The 15,491-nt window shown below is 61.6% G+C and carries 17 protein-coding genes; 12 read left to right on the top strand and 5 right to left on the bottom strand.

All coding sequences use genetic code 11. From position 1 onward, the window contains the following. Positions 1-7: 7 nt before the first annotated feature. From C7441_RS00625 to C7441_RS00605, 5 genes are read right to left on the bottom strand one after another with little or no spacing between them, the layout of a single operon-like run. Positions 8-718, bottom strand: coding sequence for a fumarylacetoacetate hydrolase family protein (locus C7441_RS00625; RefSeq protein ID WP_425326548.1), 711 nt, complete (start codon positions 716-718; stop codon positions 8-10). Further along, the gene (locus C7441_RS00620; RefSeq protein ID WP_109611266.1) at positions 718-1,470 is read right to left on the bottom strand and encodes an ABC transporter permease; all 753 of its coding nucleotides are present in this window, start codon (positions 1,468-1,470) and stop codon (positions 718-720) included. Before C7441_RS00620 ends, C7441_RS00625 begins: the two co-directional genes overlap by 1 nt. 6 nt (positions 1,471-1,476) lie before the next feature. Next, the gene (locus tag C7441_RS00615; protein WP_109611265.1) at positions 1,477-2,283 is read right to left on the bottom strand and encodes an ABC transporter ATP-binding protein; all 807 of its coding nucleotides are present in this window, start codon (positions 2,281-2,283) and stop codon (positions 1,477-1,479) included. A gap of 1 nt (position 2,284) precedes the next feature. Continuing rightward, the gene (locus C7441_RS00610) at positions 2,285-3,124 is read right to left on the bottom strand and encodes an ABC transporter permease (protein WP_109611264.1); all 840 of its coding nucleotides are present in this window, start codon (positions 3,122-3,124) and stop codon (positions 2,285-2,287) included. After that, the gene (locus C7441_RS00605; protein ID WP_109611263.1) at positions 3,125-4,114 is read right to left on the bottom strand and encodes an ABC transporter substrate-binding protein; all 990 of its coding nucleotides are present in this window, start codon (positions 4,112-4,114) and stop codon (positions 3,125-3,127) included. A gap of 246 nt (positions 4,115-4,360) precedes the next feature. Between C7441_RS00605 and C7441_RS00600 the strand changes: the two genes are divergently transcribed. The 12 genes from C7441_RS00600 (at position 4,361) to C7441_RS00545 (ending at position 15,489) form a co-directional block, all read left to right on the top strand. Beyond that, positions 4,361-5,035 (top strand): FadR/GntR family transcriptional regulator, encoded by a 675-nt coding sequence (locus C7441_RS00600; RefSeq protein ID WP_109611262.1) that lies wholly within the window; start codon positions 4,361-4,363, stop codon positions 5,033-5,035. Positions 5,036-5,492: 457 nt separating this feature from the next. Continuing rightward, positions 5,493-6,431 (top strand): amino acid ABC transporter permease, encoded by a 939-nt coding sequence (locus C7441_RS00595; protein ID WP_342353261.1) that lies wholly within the window; start codon positions 5,493-5,495, stop codon positions 6,429-6,431. Then, the gene (locus C7441_RS00590; RefSeq protein WP_109611260.1) at positions 6,428-7,195 is read left to right on the top strand and encodes an amino acid ABC transporter ATP-binding protein; all 768 of its coding nucleotides are present in this window, start codon (positions 6,428-6,430) and stop codon (positions 7,193-7,195) included. Before C7441_RS00595 ends, C7441_RS00590 begins: the two co-directional genes overlap by 4 nt. A gap of 43 nt (positions 7,196-7,238) precedes the next feature. After that, positions 7,239-8,138, top strand: coding sequence for an ABC transporter substrate-binding protein (locus C7441_RS00585; RefSeq protein WP_170124967.1), 900 nt, complete (start codon positions 7,239-7,241; stop codon positions 8,136-8,138). 22 nt (positions 8,139-8,160) lie between these two features. Continuing rightward, a complete protein-coding gene (locus tag C7441_RS00580) occupies positions 8,161-8,922 on the top strand; it encodes a GntR family transcriptional regulator (protein WP_170124966.1) in 762 nt (253 codons plus the stop codon). A 51-nt stretch (positions 8,923-8,973) separates the two neighbouring features. Beyond that, positions 8,974-9,744 (top strand): BtpA/SgcQ family protein, encoded by a 771-nt coding sequence (locus C7441_RS00575; RefSeq protein WP_210205589.1) that lies wholly within the window; start codon positions 8,974-8,976, stop codon positions 9,742-9,744. Between the two features lie 3 nt (positions 9,745-9,747). Continuing rightward, on the top strand, positions 9,748-10,263 hold the full coding sequence (locus C7441_RS00570; RefSeq protein ID WP_109611257.1) for an ureidoglycolate lyase: 516 nt from the start codon (positions 9,748-9,750) through the stop codon (positions 10,261-10,263). Continuing rightward, complete coding sequence (locus C7441_RS00565; RefSeq protein WP_170124965.1) at positions 10,256-11,197, top strand: carbohydrate kinase family protein; 942 nt, start codon at positions 10,256-10,258, stop codon at positions 11,195-11,197. Before C7441_RS00570 ends, C7441_RS00565 begins: the two co-directional genes overlap by 8 nt. Positions 11,198-11,665: 468 nt before the next feature. Continuing rightward, on the top strand, positions 11,666-12,802 hold the full coding sequence (locus C7441_RS00560) for an ABC transporter substrate-binding protein (RefSeq protein WP_109611255.1): 1,137 nt from the start codon (positions 11,666-11,668) through the stop codon (positions 12,800-12,802). 85 nt (positions 12,803-12,887) lie between these two features. Next, on the top strand, positions 12,888-13,766 hold the full coding sequence (locus tag C7441_RS00555) for a branched-chain amino acid ABC transporter permease (protein ID WP_109611254.1): 879 nt from the start codon (positions 12,888-12,890) through the stop codon (positions 13,764-13,766). Beyond that, positions 13,766-14,746: a branched-chain amino acid ABC transporter permease gene (locus C7441_RS00550; RefSeq protein WP_109611253.1), complete on the top strand. Its 981-nt coding sequence runs from the start codon at positions 13,766-13,768 to the stop codon at positions 14,744-14,746. Before C7441_RS00555 ends, C7441_RS00550 begins: the two co-directional genes overlap by 1 nt. Further along, complete coding sequence (locus C7441_RS00545; protein WP_019173737.1) at positions 14,743-15,489, top strand: ABC transporter ATP-binding protein; 747 nt, start codon at positions 14,743-14,745, stop codon at positions 15,487-15,489. The genes C7441_RS00550 and C7441_RS00545 overlap by 4 nt, the downstream gene beginning before the upstream one ends. Positions 15,490-15,491 lie beyond the last annotated feature (2 nt).

The following is a 15,491-nucleotide window of genomic DNA, read 5'->3' as shown; positions in this document are numbered from 1 at the left end:
TGGAACATCAAACCACCTTGAAGGCCAGTTCGTCGACGCCGTCGACATGGGCCAGCATCTCGTCGCCCCTCACGATGGCGCCGACGCCGGCGGGCGTACCCGCAAAGACCAGATCGCCTGCCTTCAGCGTGAAAAGGCGCGAGAGGTAGGAGATCATTTCCGGCACCTTCCAGATCATCTGGTTGAGATCGCCGCTCTGGCGGATTTCGCCATTGACCTTGAGCCAGACCGCGCCCGAGGTCGGGTGGCCGACCTCGGCGACCGGATGGACCGGGCCGCACGGCGCGGAATTCTCGAAAGCCTTGCCGGTTTCCCATGGACGGCCCAGCTTCTTGGCTTCGCCTTGCAGGTCACGGCGCGTCATGTCGAGGCCCACGGCATAGCCGTAGACGCAGTCCAGCGCCTTATCGAGCGGAATGTTGTCGCCACCGCTCTTCAGGGCCACGACAAGCTCGACCTCGTGATGCACGTCCCTGGTTTCGGGCGGATAGGGAAAATCGTGCCCCTGCAGCACAAGCGTATCCGGGTTCTTCTGGAAGAAGAACGGCGGCTCCTTGTTGGGGTCGTGACCCATCTCGATTGCATGGTCGGCAAAGTTGCGGCCGACGCAGTAGATGCGATGCACCGGGAAGAGCGCCTGGCTGCCGGCCACCGGCAAGGCGGGAATGGGTGCCGGCTCGAAGACATATGCGGCGTTGATGGAAGTCATGTCGTTCATTATCGCGCTCCTGCGTAATATTCGATGCGTTTTTCGAAGTGTTCCACGACCGCGGACAGCAGCATGGCTGCCGCGAAGAGAATCATTGTCAGAGCCCAGAACCGCTCCATGTCGAAGCTGCGGGAATAAAGCTCGAAGAGTTCGCCATATCCGATGATGGACACGAGGATCTGGCCGATCACCACGCCCTTCACCCCACGGATGAGACCGATGCGAATGCCCGCAAGTATCTCCGGAAGGGCCGAAAGAAGAATGATCTTGGTGAAGATGGTGAAACGCGACGCGCCATAGCTGCGCCCCATTTCGATGAGCGACGGCGGCACTTGCATGACGCCTGCCCGCGCGTCGAGCACGATGATCCAGACAGCGAACAGAAAGACCGTTACCACGACCGTCGTCTCACCCAGACCGAAGAGGATCATCAGGATCGGAACGAGGGCGGAGAGCGGCGCGCTCACGAACATGTTCACCCAAAGGCCGAAGATGTTGTCGACGATCCTGAAGCGGCCCATGGCAATGCCGAGCGGCACGCCGACAGCGATCGCGAGCGCCATGCCAAGCACGAAGGACCGGACCGTCACCAGCGAGGCACTTTGCCAGGAACCGGTCGCAACCAGCCCGAAACCGGCCGATATGATCGAACTCATGGGCGGGATGAGGAAGATCACATCCATCCTGCCGACGATTTCCCAGACCAGCGCCCACAAGACGAGAGACGCCATCATCGGTATCCTGAAGCCGAAGAGTTTCATGACGCCTCACTCCGCATATTGCCTGAGGCCTTGCCAGATTTCCTCCACGACATCGAGATAACTCTTGTCGCGCCGGATCACGTCCGGGGCTGCCGAGCGGTCGATGGCCGGCTCGATGATCTGCGATACCCGGCCGGGACGTGGCGACAAAAGCACGATCCGGTCGGAGACGTAGACGGCCTCCTCGATCGAATGCGTCACGAACAGGAAGGTCTTGCGCTCCTTTTCGACAAGCTGGAGCAGGTCTTCCTGGAATTTGCGCCGGTTCTGCTCATCGACCGCGGAAAAGGGCTCGTCCAGCAACAGGACGTCCGCATTCACCGAAAAGGCCCGGGCGATGCCGACGCGCTGGCGCATGCCGCCCGAAAGCTCATGCGGGTATTTCTCCTCGAAACCGGAAAGGCCGACCTCCCTGATGTAGTGCCTTGCCGTGCGGTTGCGCTCGGCTTGCGGTACGCCTTTGAGTTCCAGGCCGAAGGCGACATTGCGCAACACGGTGGCCCAGGGCATGAGGGCGAAATCCTGGAAGACGAAGGCCCGTTCCGGGCCGGGTCCGGTCACCGTCTTGCCGTTTATGCGGATCTGGCCGGATGTCGCGGGCACCAGGCCGGCGATTATCTTGAGCAGGGTCGTTTTTCCGCAGCCCGAAGGTCCGAGCAGCGTCGTCAGCTTGCCGCGCTCGAAATCGAGGTTGATATCGCGCAGCGCCTCGACATCGTTATAGTGCTTGCAGATATCGCGCACTTCCACGATGACGTCCGGGCTCGCGGCTCCTGAGGGATGGGCGGTCGGGGCCAGCCTGGGATTGGCCATGTCATTTCCTCCTCTTTTCAGGACGCAGGAAGCGCAGTTCGACATATTGGAGGGCGGTCAGCGTCAGCGTCGAAACGGCGATGATTGAGGCGACCGCCGCATACATGTGGGCGTAATTGGCGATGGAACGATGATAGGTGATCAGGTCGCCGATGCCGGTCGGCGTGATCAGCAGCTCGGCCAGTATGACACCGATGAAACCCGCCGCGATGCCAAGCCGCAGACCGGCAAAGAGCACGGGGGCCGCATCCGGAATGATGATCTTGCAGATCTGTTGCACGCGCGTTCCCTGGAAGGACCGGCACATATCGACCAGCGAAGGATTGACGTGCCGGATGGCCTTGTACGAATTGAGAACGATCACCGGCAGGGCGAGCATGATGACGGCAAGCGTCTTGGCAACGAGACCGATGCCGTAGACGAATGTGACCAGCGGCACCAGGGCCGCCATCGGCGCCGCCTGGAACACGATGAAGACAGGCGCGAGCAACCATTCGGCCTTGTCCGAAAGACCCATGACGATGCCGAGCCCGACGCCGAGAACGGCCGAGGCGGTGATGCCGAGAAGCAGCGGCTGGAAGGTGATGGCATAGGCGCGGACGAGTGTGCCGTCCGATACCATCTCGGCAAAGGCCGTCACCGTTTCGAAAAAGGTGGGAAAGGCAAAACTGATCGGAATGCGACCTGCGATCTCCCAGACGGCAAACAGGATTGCAAGCGAAGCCATGATCCAGAACGATTTCCGGCGGCGGGCGAATTCGGCAAGCGTTTCGGCGATGGAGGAGCTGTTCCCGGCTCCTCCCGTCGCGCCCACCTTGTCGGGTGAAGCGGCCATGTGCATCTATTTCTTCCCGATTTTCTCAAGCACATGGTTCAGCGGGACGAGGTCCCAGAAATCCTCCACTTTCAGATCCGCGGCCTTGCCCTCGAGGGCGCCGGAGATCGTGTAGAAGTCGAAGTCGTCGCGGGCCGCGTCCTCACCACCGCCATTCACCGGCAGCGTCGGCGCGGCTTCGGCGAAGTAGGGATCGATGTCTTCCACCATTTCCGGCGTGGCATCGGGCAGCAGCTTGTATTTTTCGCGCATCGCCATCGCCGCCTTCGGATCGGCCGCCACCTCGCGCCATGTCGTCAGGATACTTTCGATCAGTATCTCGACGTCCTTCTGGTTCTTCGTGAGATAGTCGGTATTGGCGAACAGGGCTTCGTCGGTGGCGCTCACCTCGCCAAGCGGCAGGAAGATGAACTTGCCCGGCGCTTCCTTTTCCAGGATGCGCTTGCCGGAAGAATCCACGATCGTTGCCTTGACGTTGCCCTGCAGGAGTGCGCCCGTGCGCACTTCGGCGCCCGGAACATAGGAAATGCTGGAATAGGCAATGCCGTTCTTGTCGGCCATCAGGCGCATGATGGCTTCCGTGCCGGAGCCGCGCGAGTGGACGGCGACTTCCTGGCCGTCGAGGTCTTTCCAGTCCTTGTAGAACTCGGAATTGACGACGGGAAAGAACTGCAGTTTCGAAAGCTGCAGGAAGATGCGGATCGGCGCCTTCACCTTCTGAAGAAGGGCGTAGGGACCGCCTATGCCGATATCGGCCTGGCCGCTGACGACTGCCTGTGCGGCAATGTCCTCGCTCTTGAGAAAGGTGACCTGCACGTCCACGCCCTGTTCCTTCGCGCGCTCGATCGCGGCAAGCAGATGCAAGGATTCGACGGTTGCAATGTCCCCGAAGGCAATGCGCATCTGATCGGCGAATGCCGACCCAGGCAGCGCAGCGGAAAAACAGAGGGCGGCAGCAACGGCCGACGCCCTGATACGTCTGGCAAACATGTTCATTTTGGTCCTCCCAACAATCGGGCTCCTCAACCCAATCGAAAACCAATTCTTCATTAAACCAATAAAGTGTCAACTGGAGAAACGCATGACGCCACACAACTTCGATACCGATGGAGAATGGAATTAAAATCAATTGATTGAAATCAAACACTAAAATAGCACACGCCTATCCGCATCCTTAATGCGTTGACAGGTGCGATTTCGACCAATATAACCAAAACCAATCTTGAATTGGTTTAGAAATCCATGAGCGAAGACACCGAAGCCGTCGTTCTTTCCAGATTGCGCGACTTCCTGGCGACAACGAGCCTACCCGATGGCGGACGTCTGCCTCCTGAGCGGGAACTGGCGGACACGCTGGATATTGGACGCGCCGCCCTGCGCAAGGCGCTGGCGACGCTGCAGGCGGAAGGCATGGTCTGGCGCCATGTAGGCAAAGGCACTTTTACGGGTGAGCGGCCGATTGATACGGTCGCTGACATCAAGGCCATGGTACAGCGAACCAACCCGCTTGAGGTCATGGGTGCACGCATCGCCTTCGAACCCGAGGTGGCGCGCTGCGCGGCGTTCAATGCCACGCCGAGCCAGATCGCAGAGCTCAAAAACTGCATGCTGAAGGCGCAGCAAGCTCCGACATGGCGGCTCTACGAACAGTGGGACAACCGTCTGCATCGCCAGATTGGCGAAGCCTCGCAGAATTCGCTGCTGCTCGGCCTTCTCGACACGCTGACGGCGGTGCGCCGCGCGGTCAACTGGGGGCGACTGCGCGATACGCCGGTTCGCCCGCCAGCAGATCACCACTCCTTCGAAGAGCACGCAAGGATCGTGGAGGCGATAGCCGATCGCGACGGTGCAGGCGCCGCTGACGCGATGCGGCGGCACCTGCGAAGCGTCGAAAGCCACATGCGCGACCGGCATTAAAAGAAACCCTGGCCGGGCACGATGACGGCTCAGCTCTCCGCGCCGCTAAGGATATTGATCGCCACAAAGAGCTGCCTAGCCTACCTCCAAGCCACGACCTAACGGAAACCGCCAGCCAGCCGCTCGAACTTCCGAGCCTCGGAAAACCGAGACTACAGAAGGAAGCGGCGGTTACCCAGCGAGACTGTCGCGCCAATTTCTGGCGGGGCGGCTTCTGGCGCACCCGCACGCCTTTCGGCCTTCTTGCGTTGCGCGGCCCACCACGGTCGAGACGCGAGCGCGCATCCAGATACCTGAGATCGTGTCGAGCGCAAGGCAATCCGTTGCCGCTATGGGAAGCTGTGCGGACGCCACACATCTTTTGTGCTTCAGCTCGTCTTTACTCCGATTGACTCCGCCTCTTTGCACCTTTATCAAAGTTGTACACCTAACCCTACAACTATCGGGGATGTTGTCGATGGCGTTTGAAGCGGCTTCAAGTCCGCAGCGGGTCGAAGTGGAGGCTCTCCAACAGCGCAGCTACAGGATCGTGCGGCTGGCGCATCCAGGCCGCTGGCTTGCCGGCGCGGTTGTTCTGGGCCTGCTCGCACTTCTGGTGCGCGCCTTCGCCCACGGGCAGATCCAGTGGGAAATCGTCGGTGAATTCCTGACGGCGGATGTCATCATCCGCGGCTTCGGCATCACCTTGCTCATCTCCGCGCTCGCCATGCTGCTGGGCATCAGCCTTGGCACGATCTTCGCGATCATGCGGCTGTCGGCCAATCCGGTCACCCGTTTCGTCGCCTGGCTTTACGTCTGGGTCTTCCGCGGCACGCCGGTGCTGCTCCAGCTTCTTATCTGGTTCAACATCGCGCTGGTCTTTCCGCGCATCATCATTCCCGGCGTGTTCGAGGGCCGCACGGTCGACATCGTCACGCCCTTCGTCGCCGCGCTTCTGGGCCTGGGCATCAATGAAGGCGCTTATATGACCGAGGTCGTGCGCGGCGGCATCAACTCCGTCGATCACGGCCAGACAGAAGCCGCCAACACGCTCGGCATGTCGCGCCTGCAGACCCTGCGCCGCATCATCCTGCCGCAGGCGATGCGCCTCATCGTGCCCGTCCTGGGCAATTCGGCCATCGGCATGCTGAAATTCTCGTCGCTCGCCGCCGCCATCTCCTGCACGGAGATGCTGAACGCCGCGCAGCAGGTCTATTTCGTCAACGGCGCGGTCATCGAGCTGCTGTTCGTCTGCGCCATCTGGTATCTGGCGGCCACCACGGTCCTCAGCATCGTCCAGTACTTCATCGAAAAGCGTTACGGCAAAAGCGCGTCCCAGGCCGGCAGCAAGTTGCCTTTCAAGCTGCCCTTCGGTCTCGGCTCGGCCGGCACCCCGGCACTGGAGAAGGCGCAATGAGCGGAACAATCGTCAAGGCGATCAACATCCACAAGAAGTTCGCCGGCCGCGAGGTTCTGCGTGGCGTGGACCTGGAAGTCCGCAATGGCGAGGTTCTGTGCATCCTCGGCCCCTCCGGCAGCGGCAAGAGCACCCTGCTGCGCTGCCTCAACCACCTCGAAGCGCTCGATGACGGCGTGGTGTGGATCGACGGCCAGATCATTGGCTACGAACTGCGCGACGGCACCCTGAAGGAGCTTCCGGCCCGCAAGGTGCGCCGCCAGCAGCGCGAGATCGGGATGGTGTTTCAGCACTTCAACCTGTTCCCGCACATGACGGCGCTGGAGAACATCATCGAAGGGCCGGTCACCGTGCGCAGGGAGCCGCGCGCTTCGGCCATCGCCCGCGCAGAAAAGCTGCTGGCTTCCGTGGGGCTTGCGGAGCGGCGTGACGCTTACCCTGCCCAGCTTTCCGGCGGCCAGAAGCAGCGTGTGGCTATTGCCCGCGCGCTCGCCATGAGCCCTAAGGTGATGCTGTTCGACGAGCCGACATCCGCGCTCGACCCCGAACTGGTGGGCGAGGTGCTGGACGTGATGCGCGCGCTGGCAGCCTCCGGCACCACCATGATCGTCGTCACCCACGAAATCGGATTTGCCCGTGAGGTCGCCGATCGCGTCGCGATCATGGTCGATGGGGAAATCCGCGAAATGGGGCCGCCGGCCGATGTGCTGGCGAACCCGACCGATGCCCGCGTGCGCAGTTTCCTGGCACGCGTACTGGCCTAGGAAAAATGAACAACGCTCAATGAACATGAAAGAGGAGCATGTCATGAAATCCAGCAATACGTCCCGCCGCGCGGGCTTGTCGTTTGCCCGCCTGGCGGTGGCAACCGCGCTTGCCTTCGGCGTCCCCGGCAGCCTCGCCGCCGCCTCGGCGGCCGAAGCCGGCAAGTCCAACGAGCAACTGCGCGAAATGCTGCCCGCCAATGTGCGCGATGCCGGCACGATGAAAGTCGTCATCAGCCTTGCCTATCCGCCGATGGAATATTCGGACGCCGGCTCCACCGATCTCAAGGGCGCCGATATCGACCTTGCCAAGGAAGTGGCGGACCGCCTCGGCCTCAAGATCGATTTCCAGAACGTCGAGTTCTCGCAGCTCATCACCTCGGTGACCACCGGCCGCGCCGATATGATCTGGACCGCCTTCTCCGACATCGCCAAGCGTCAGGGACAGCTCGATTTCATCGACTACTTCAGGACCGGCAACCAGATCTTCGTGCCCGTGGCGTATCAGGACAGCATCAAGACCGTCCAGGACCTGTGCGGCAAGACCGTCTCGGTCGCCACCGGCACGAGCTGGGTCGGCTTCATGGAAGGCCTGAGCAAGGAGACCTGCGACGCCTCCTCCCCGATGAACCTCCTGCAGATCGGCACGCTGGGCGAGCAGCTCATGCAGCTCAAGCAGGATCGCGCCCAGGCAGTGATGATGGGCTTCGAAGGCGTGCTCGACCTGCAAAAGCAGCAGCCCGACAAGTTCTACACCATCGGCGAGCTGTACGATCCGGGCAATTACGGCATTGCATTTGCCAAGGAATCGACTCAGCTGCGCGATGCCGTCAAGGCGACGCTGGAAGCCATGAAGGCCGACGGCACATATGAGGAAATCCTCGACCGCTATGGCCTCAAGCAGGCGGCCATGGAGGACTTCACCATCAACGCCGGGAAGTGATCCCGAAGGGGAACTTCGACAGATGACCGCCGAATTCGCTCTCAACCCACACGAGCCCACGCCACTCTACGCGCAGCTCTACAGGATGCTGCGGCTGCGTATCCTCGACGGCGAATATGCCGAGGGTGAAGCGATTCCGTCGGAAACCGTGCTACGGGACGTGCACGGCATAACCCGCAGCACAGTGCGCAATGCCGTGGCGCTGCTGGTCAAGGAAGGCCTTGTCCAGCAGATTCGCGGCAAGGGCACGATCGTTACCTATACCCCCATCAATCACAGCATCTGGAACTTCGGTGGCTTCACCGATTTTTCCCGCGCACGTGGCCAGCGGCCGGTCACTTCGCTCCTGTCGCGAACCATCGAAGACGGCCCGGAGGGAAAGGTGTTGAAGCTGGTGCGCGCGCGTGGCGTGGCCATCGAGGAGACCCGGACTTTCCTCAATCTCGACACGTCCTGGATTGATCTCAGGCGGTTTCCCGATCTGGAGAAATTCGACTTCGAGCAATTGTCGCTCTACCAGGTCATGCGCGAGCATTATGGCGTGGTGCCGACGCGCTCGGAACTCACGCTCTCCATCGTTCCGCATTCGGACCTCACCCGACAGGCGTTCGGCCCCACTCCCGAGGTGCCCGGCTTCATCTGCGCCAGCGGCGATGTCTATGACAGCACCGGCCGTCTCGTGGAGCGGACTTCGGTGATCTATTCGCCCACCCTCGAAATGAAGGTCGGCATGTCGTGGAATGGCGCGCAACCGCGTCCGACGCACGCTCCGGTCTCGGCCTAGCGCTTCCTGCGGCGGGCCGGACATCAGAAATTCACAAGATAGGACAGTCACTTGAGCAAGCGTTTCAGCGAGATCTTCGTCACTCCCAAGCCGATTCTGGGCATGCTGCACCTGACGGGTTCATCCGCCGAAGAACGGTTGGAAATCGCTCGCAAGGAGACCGAAACGCTGATCGCCAACGGCGTCGACGGCGTCATCGTGGAAAACTATTTCGGCGACAAGGACGACGTCCGCAGCGTGCTCGAATGGCTTGAGACGCTCAATCCCGACGTGCTGGTCGGCCTGAACGTGCTGCGCGATCATCATCTGGCCTTTGAATTGGCGAAACAGTTCAGGGTCGATTTCATCCAGATGGATTCGGTTGCCGGCCACCTGCCGCCCGATGAAGACATGGACTTTGCCGCCGAGCTTGCCGAATTGCGCGGCAGCGTGTCGTCGGTGCTGTTCGGCGGCGTGCGTTTCAAATACCAGCCGGTGAAGTCCGGCCGCTCGGAACCGGAAGACCTGACTATCGGCAAGGAGCGCTGCGACGCCATCGTGGTAACCAGCGACGCCACTGGCCAGGTGACCGACCTCGACAAGGTGCGCCGTTTCCGCGCCACGACCGGCAGCAACTTTCCGTTGCTCATCGGCGCGGGCTTGACGGCCGCCAATGCCCGCGAGCAGCTTCTGGAAGCGGATGGCGCGATCGTCGGCAGCTACTTCAAGGACACTTACGCCGACACCGGCATCGTTGACGGCGCGCATGTTGCAGAACTCATGAGCGTGGTCGAGGGGCTGCGCGGCGAAAGCGCGGCAGCCGCGATGCGCGTGGAGGCCTGAGCCATGCAGATCGAAGCCATCAATGTGCTCGAAGGCGATTTCTCGCCCTACGGTCGCGTCTACGACATGAAGTCGTCGGACCCCTCGGGCGATCCGGCCACCCGCACCATCCATTCGCAAGGTCCCGGCTGGGAGGACACCTACACCGCCAACCCGCTCATCAGCTCGAACGGCAGCCTCGGCTATACGCTGGGCAGCGCCTGCCCTTTTCATTCCGCCAAGATGGAGCGGCACCTGCTCACTGAAGAGGCGCTGTTCTGCGCGGCCGACCCGATCGTTCTGGCGGTAGCCGCACCCACCGAGGAAGATTGTCCGAGCGCGGAAAACATCCGCGCCTTCGTTATCGAGCCGGGCACCATCGTCGTGCTCAACAAAGGTACCTGGCACGACGCCTGCCACGGGGTGGAACGCGAGGTCCGCTACTATTGGATGGCGACCTGTGGCCTCGGCGCCTCGCCCTGGGTCGACATCAAGGGCGGCCCCGTGCTGGTGACTGCGCCGGAGCATGCGAATGGCTGACGCCACCGCCTTCTTCATCGGCGACGTTGCGCTCGACGACTATTACACGGCCGAGCGCTGGCCCGGCCTCGCCGACAAGGCTTATTTCCGCGAGAACAAGAGCTATGTCGGTGGCATGATCGCCAATGCCGCGAGCGCGCATGCGGGGCTGGGCGGGAGCACCGAGTTCATTTCGCTGCTCAACCACAGCGATCTGTCGCGGCGGCTGTGCGACGAGCTCAACCGACTCGGCGTCGCCACCACGCACATGCTGCACGATGCCGGAACAGCCAATTCGCACAACATGATCTTTCTCGTCGGGGACGAGCATGTGGTGCTGATCGGCGAAACCGGCAATGCGCTCATGCATCTCCCCGCCCCCACATTGGAAGCGCTACGCAAGCCCGGCTATCTCTACACCACCATTTCCCGCTCCAAGCGCCTGCGCGGCGACGGCCTTGCCGGCGCGGAACTGCTGGCGGATCTGCGCGCACATGGTCGCAAACTGGTGTTCGACCTTGATGTCGACGGTTTCGTGCCGGACGATGTCGAATATCTGCGTGGCGCCGACATCGTCATCATGAACGAGATCGGTTTCGGCCTCGCCTTCGGCACGACCGAACTGGACGCGATCAACGACTGGATGCGCAGGCACGAGGTTCGCATCGTCATCCGCACCCTCGCCGCCGCCGGTGCCGAGGCCTACGACGGCAGCGGTATCGTTCGCGTGGCCGGCTACGACGTGCCTGTGGTGGACGTGACCGGCGCGGGCGACACATTCGGCGGCGCGCTCGTCCACGCCGTTGACCGCCACCCCGACCTTGCCTCGGCCCTGGAGTTCGCCGTCGCAGCGGCGTCGCGAGCGGTCACGATCGAAGGCCCGCAAGGCGGCGTCGCCACCGTCGAGATGATCGAGCGCTTCCGCGCGGATCGCGCCGCGTCCCGGCGCAGCTAAATTCTGGCAACCCTTTGAACATGGAGGCTTTTCCAATTGGAGAAGCCCTCATGCCTTTGCCAATTTGCAGCAAGGGTGGCGACGACCCTGAAGTCGCAGTTCCCACCTGGAATAATTTTGCAGGAAACCGGACGGGTCCAGAGCGAGGCGGAGGGACGGTTTTCCACAGCCGCCACGCGATGGCCATCCTGACGAATGACATGTTCGGCCCTATCCCGCTGTTTTCACCGCATTTGTGCGACACTGGGCGTTTCCGTCTGGCGGCAGATTTTTCCCCGGCATTGCACAATTAGTCTTGTTTCTGCGCCCTTGCCCGGATTTGGCGCCTTGCCAAACCGTCACCTGCCGGACATAGGCTATCGCGCTCAGATCTGGTCAGGAAAGAACCCTTGACCAGACATTGAATTTTACGGGATGGCGTATTGGAGGCGCTGCAACGGCGCATCCATCACTCAGGGGAGGACATCAATGTATCGCAAATACCTGCTTGCGGTGACAACCGCAGTTCTGACTGCGACGGGAGCCGCGCAGGCGCAGGAAACCATGAAGCTTGGCATGGTCGCCGAGCTTTCCGGTCCGGGCGCTCCGGCTGGCACCAACTGGCGTGACGGCATCAAGATCGCCGTGGAAGAAATCAACGCCGATGGCGGCATCCTCCAGAACAAGGTCGAGCTTATCGAATACGATACGCAGACCGACCCGCAGGTGTCGCGCGCGCTGGTGCAGAAGGCCATCGACGAAGGCGCCTTTGCGATCCTCGGCACGATCTATTCTGGCTCGACCATGGTCAACATGCTGGTTGCCCAGCAGAACAGCACGCCACAATTCGTCGGTTCGGAAGCGCCGAGCATCGTCGAGAAGGGCAATCCCTTCGTTTACCGCACCTCGTCCGGCGCGCAGAAGGGCGTTCCCGCGCTGACGGCCTATTTCACCGATACGCTGAAGGCAAAGAAGGTCGGCGTTGCCTGGGTCAACAACGAGTTCGGCAAGGGCGGCCGCGACGTCTTCGTCGAGGAAATGAAGAAGGCTGGCATCGAGGTCATCGCCGACGTCGCTTCCGAGCAGGCGCAGACGGACTATGCCGCGGACGTTTCCAAGCTGAAGGAAGCCAACCCCGAAGCCGTGTTCGTCTACATGAACCAGGAGGAATCCGCGCGCTTCCTGATCGAGGCGAAAAAGCAGGCGCTGCCGATGCCGCTGATCGGTGAAGTGACACTGACCGAAGCCAAGGTCATCGAACTTGCCGGCGCAGCCGCCGAAGGCGCGATCGCCCATGTCGGCGTTACCGCGACCGCGACCGATGTGCCGGGCATCGGCGATTTTGCCAAAAAGTTCGAGGAAACCTTCAAGCGCAAGCCTACCCATGACGCGATCAAGGGCTATGTCGGCGCCTGGACCACGAAATATGTGACCGAACTGGTGGGCAAGGCCGATGGCGAAGCATTCGCCGAGAAGATGCACGGGCTTTGCCTGAAGGCTGCCGACTATCCGAAGATCCTGCTCGATACCTGCTGGGACGAGAACGGAGAAATGTCGCGCCCGAGCTTCATGGTGCAGGTCAAGGACGGCGCGCCTGTCGTGATCGGCACGGTTCCGGCCAACTGATGATTTTGATCGTCGCGGCGGGTGGAGCAGTTCAGAAACATATGAACCGCTCCACCCGCCGCGACATTTTTTGAAAAGATTTGCGATGTCCCAGCTTTTGCAAGTCCTGCTGTCCGGTCTTGCGACCGGTTCCATCTATGCGCTGGTCGCCATCGGCTTCACGCTGGTGTGGCAGGCCGCCCAGACGGTGAATTTCGCGCAAGGCGAATTCGTCATGCTGCCCGCCTTCTTCGTGCTGGTCGCCATGGGCTATTTCGGCCTGCCTTTCCTGCCCGCCTTGCTTGTCGGTCTTGTCCTGTCCGTGCTGGTGCTGGGCGTGCTGTTCAAGAAGCTGATCGCCGAACCGATCCTGCCGCATGGCGGCATCACGCTGATCATCGCAACCATGGCGCTGGGCATTTTCCTGAAGGAGAGCGTCAAGGAATTCTACTCCGCCGAGGCGCAGCCCTTCCCCTCCATGTTCCCCAATGACCCGATCGATATTTTCGGCGCGGTCGTTTCGCTTCAGGACCTGTTCAATCTCGCCATATCGCTGGGCGTGGTGGTGCTTCTGACACTGTTCCTGAACCGCACGCGTACGGGACGCTGCATGCAGGCGACGGCGCAGAACCCGGCCGTGGCCGAAATTCTCGGCGTCGATGTGAAGCGGATGATCCTTTACACCTTCCTGATCAATGCCGCGTTGGCGGCACTTGCCTCCTTCCTCATAACGCCGGTCTATCTGGCAAAGTTTTCCAATGGTGAGACGCTGGGTCTGATCGCCTTCATCGCGGCCATTGTCGGCGGCTTCAACCAGATACGCGGCGCGCTGGTCGGCGGCCTGCTCATCGGCGTTCTGGACAATCTGACCGCCACCTATGTGACCGCGCAATACAGGGCGGCTCTGCCGCTGGTGCTGCTCATCGTCATTATCATGCTGCGTCCACAGGGCCTCATGGGCACTTCCGAAGGAAGGTCGGTGTGATGAAACGCTGGCTGCGCCCTCTTCTTCTCGTCCTGCTGCTGGCTCTGGCAATCATCGCGCCGCTGGGTCAGGGCAACTACATCGTCTACACGCTGACGTCGTGGCTGATCTTTTCCATCGCCGCCATGGGACTCAACCTCACGCTCGGCTATGCCGGCCAGATTTCGCTGGCGCAGGCCTCGTTCATGGCCATCGGAGCCTACACCACCGCACTGCTGACGCTTGCCGGGTGGCACTGGGTGCTCGCCATGCCGCTCGGGCTGATTCTCTGCTTTGCGGTCGGGCTGCTGCTTGGCTATCCGGCCTTGCGGGTGAAGGGCCATTTCCTGGCTTTCGTGACGCTCGCCTTCAACACTCTGGTCTTTCTCATCCTGCGCAACGAGGAGTGGCTGACCGGCGGCTCCTACGGCCTGGTCGGTATGCCGCGCCCGGATTTCGGCCTGTTCTCCACCATGAAGCAATTGCCGTTCTACTATTTCACGCTCGGCATCACGGTCATCGCCTCGCTGGTCATGTGGGGCATCGTGCGCTCGCCCTGGGGCCGCGCCTTCAAAGCGCTGCGCGAAAACCCCGTCCGTGCCGAAAGCCTCGGCGTCGATACCCGCCGCATCACGCTTCTGGCCTTCGCCATCGGCTCTGTCTATGGCGGTCTGGCCGGCGCGCTGATCACGCCGCTCGTCCAGTTCATCGAGCCCGGCTCCTTCGGCGTCGGCCATTCGCTGCGCATCCTGCTAATGGTGGTGGTCGGCGGTGCGGGCTATTTCTTCGGCCCGTTCCTCGGCGCAGGCGTGGTCATCATGCTGCCCGAGATGCTGCGCTTCACGGCAGGCTACTACCTCATCATCTATTCGGCGCTGGTCATCGTCATGCTGGTCTTCGTCCCGTCCGGCCTGATCGGCATTGGCGGACGCCTGCGTGAGAAATTCCGGCCGCGACGCGAGGTGCGCGCCGACATGCGTGAAGGAGCACGCCTGCAATGAGCGCGCCCGTTCTTTCTGTCCGCAATATCGAAAAGAGCTTTGGTGGCATCCAGGCCGTGCGCGGCGTCTCCTTCGATGTGCACAAGGGAGAAATCCTCGGTCTGATCGGACCGAATGGCTCCGGCAAATCGACGCTGTTCAACTGCATTCTCGGCCAACTCGCGCCCGATGCGGGCGAAGTGCATGTGACCGGCAGGAACGTCTCGAAGATGCGCGCCTCCGATCTCAACAAGCTTGGCGTGGGCCGCACCTTCCAACAATTGTCGGTCTTCCCCAAGATGACCGTACTCGACAACATCATCCTCGCAGGACAGGAACATCACGGCACCATGCTGTCGCGGCTGTTCGGCCCTTCCGATGCGGGACTGACGCAACAGGCCGAGCAACTGATCTCCTTCTTCCGCCTGACGCATTTGCGCGACACGCTGGCCGGATCGCTGTCCTACGGGCAACAGAAGCTGGTCGATGCGGCGATGGCGCTGATGGCGGGCCCCAGCCTTGTGCTGCTCGATGAGCCTGCCGGCGGCGTCAACCTCACCATGCTTGCCAATCTGAAGGAGCGGCTTGTCACCTACAATGCCGAGCACGGTACGACTTTCGTGGTGATCGAGCACAATATGGAATTCGTCATGAGCCTGTGCACACGCATCATCGTGCTCGCGGAAGGACACATCATCGCCGAGGGCAAGCCGGAGGAAATCCGCGCGAACCAGACCGTCATCGATGCGTATCTGGGAGGCTGAGC

It is taken from the genome of Pseudaminobacter salicylatoxidans (genome assembly GCF_003148475.1).
Classification (GTDB): Bacteria; Pseudomonadota; Alphaproteobacteria; order Rhizobiales; family Rhizobiaceae; genus Pseudaminobacter; species Pseudaminobacter salicylatoxidans.
This window is presented reverse-complemented; position numbering and strand designations above follow the sequence as displayed.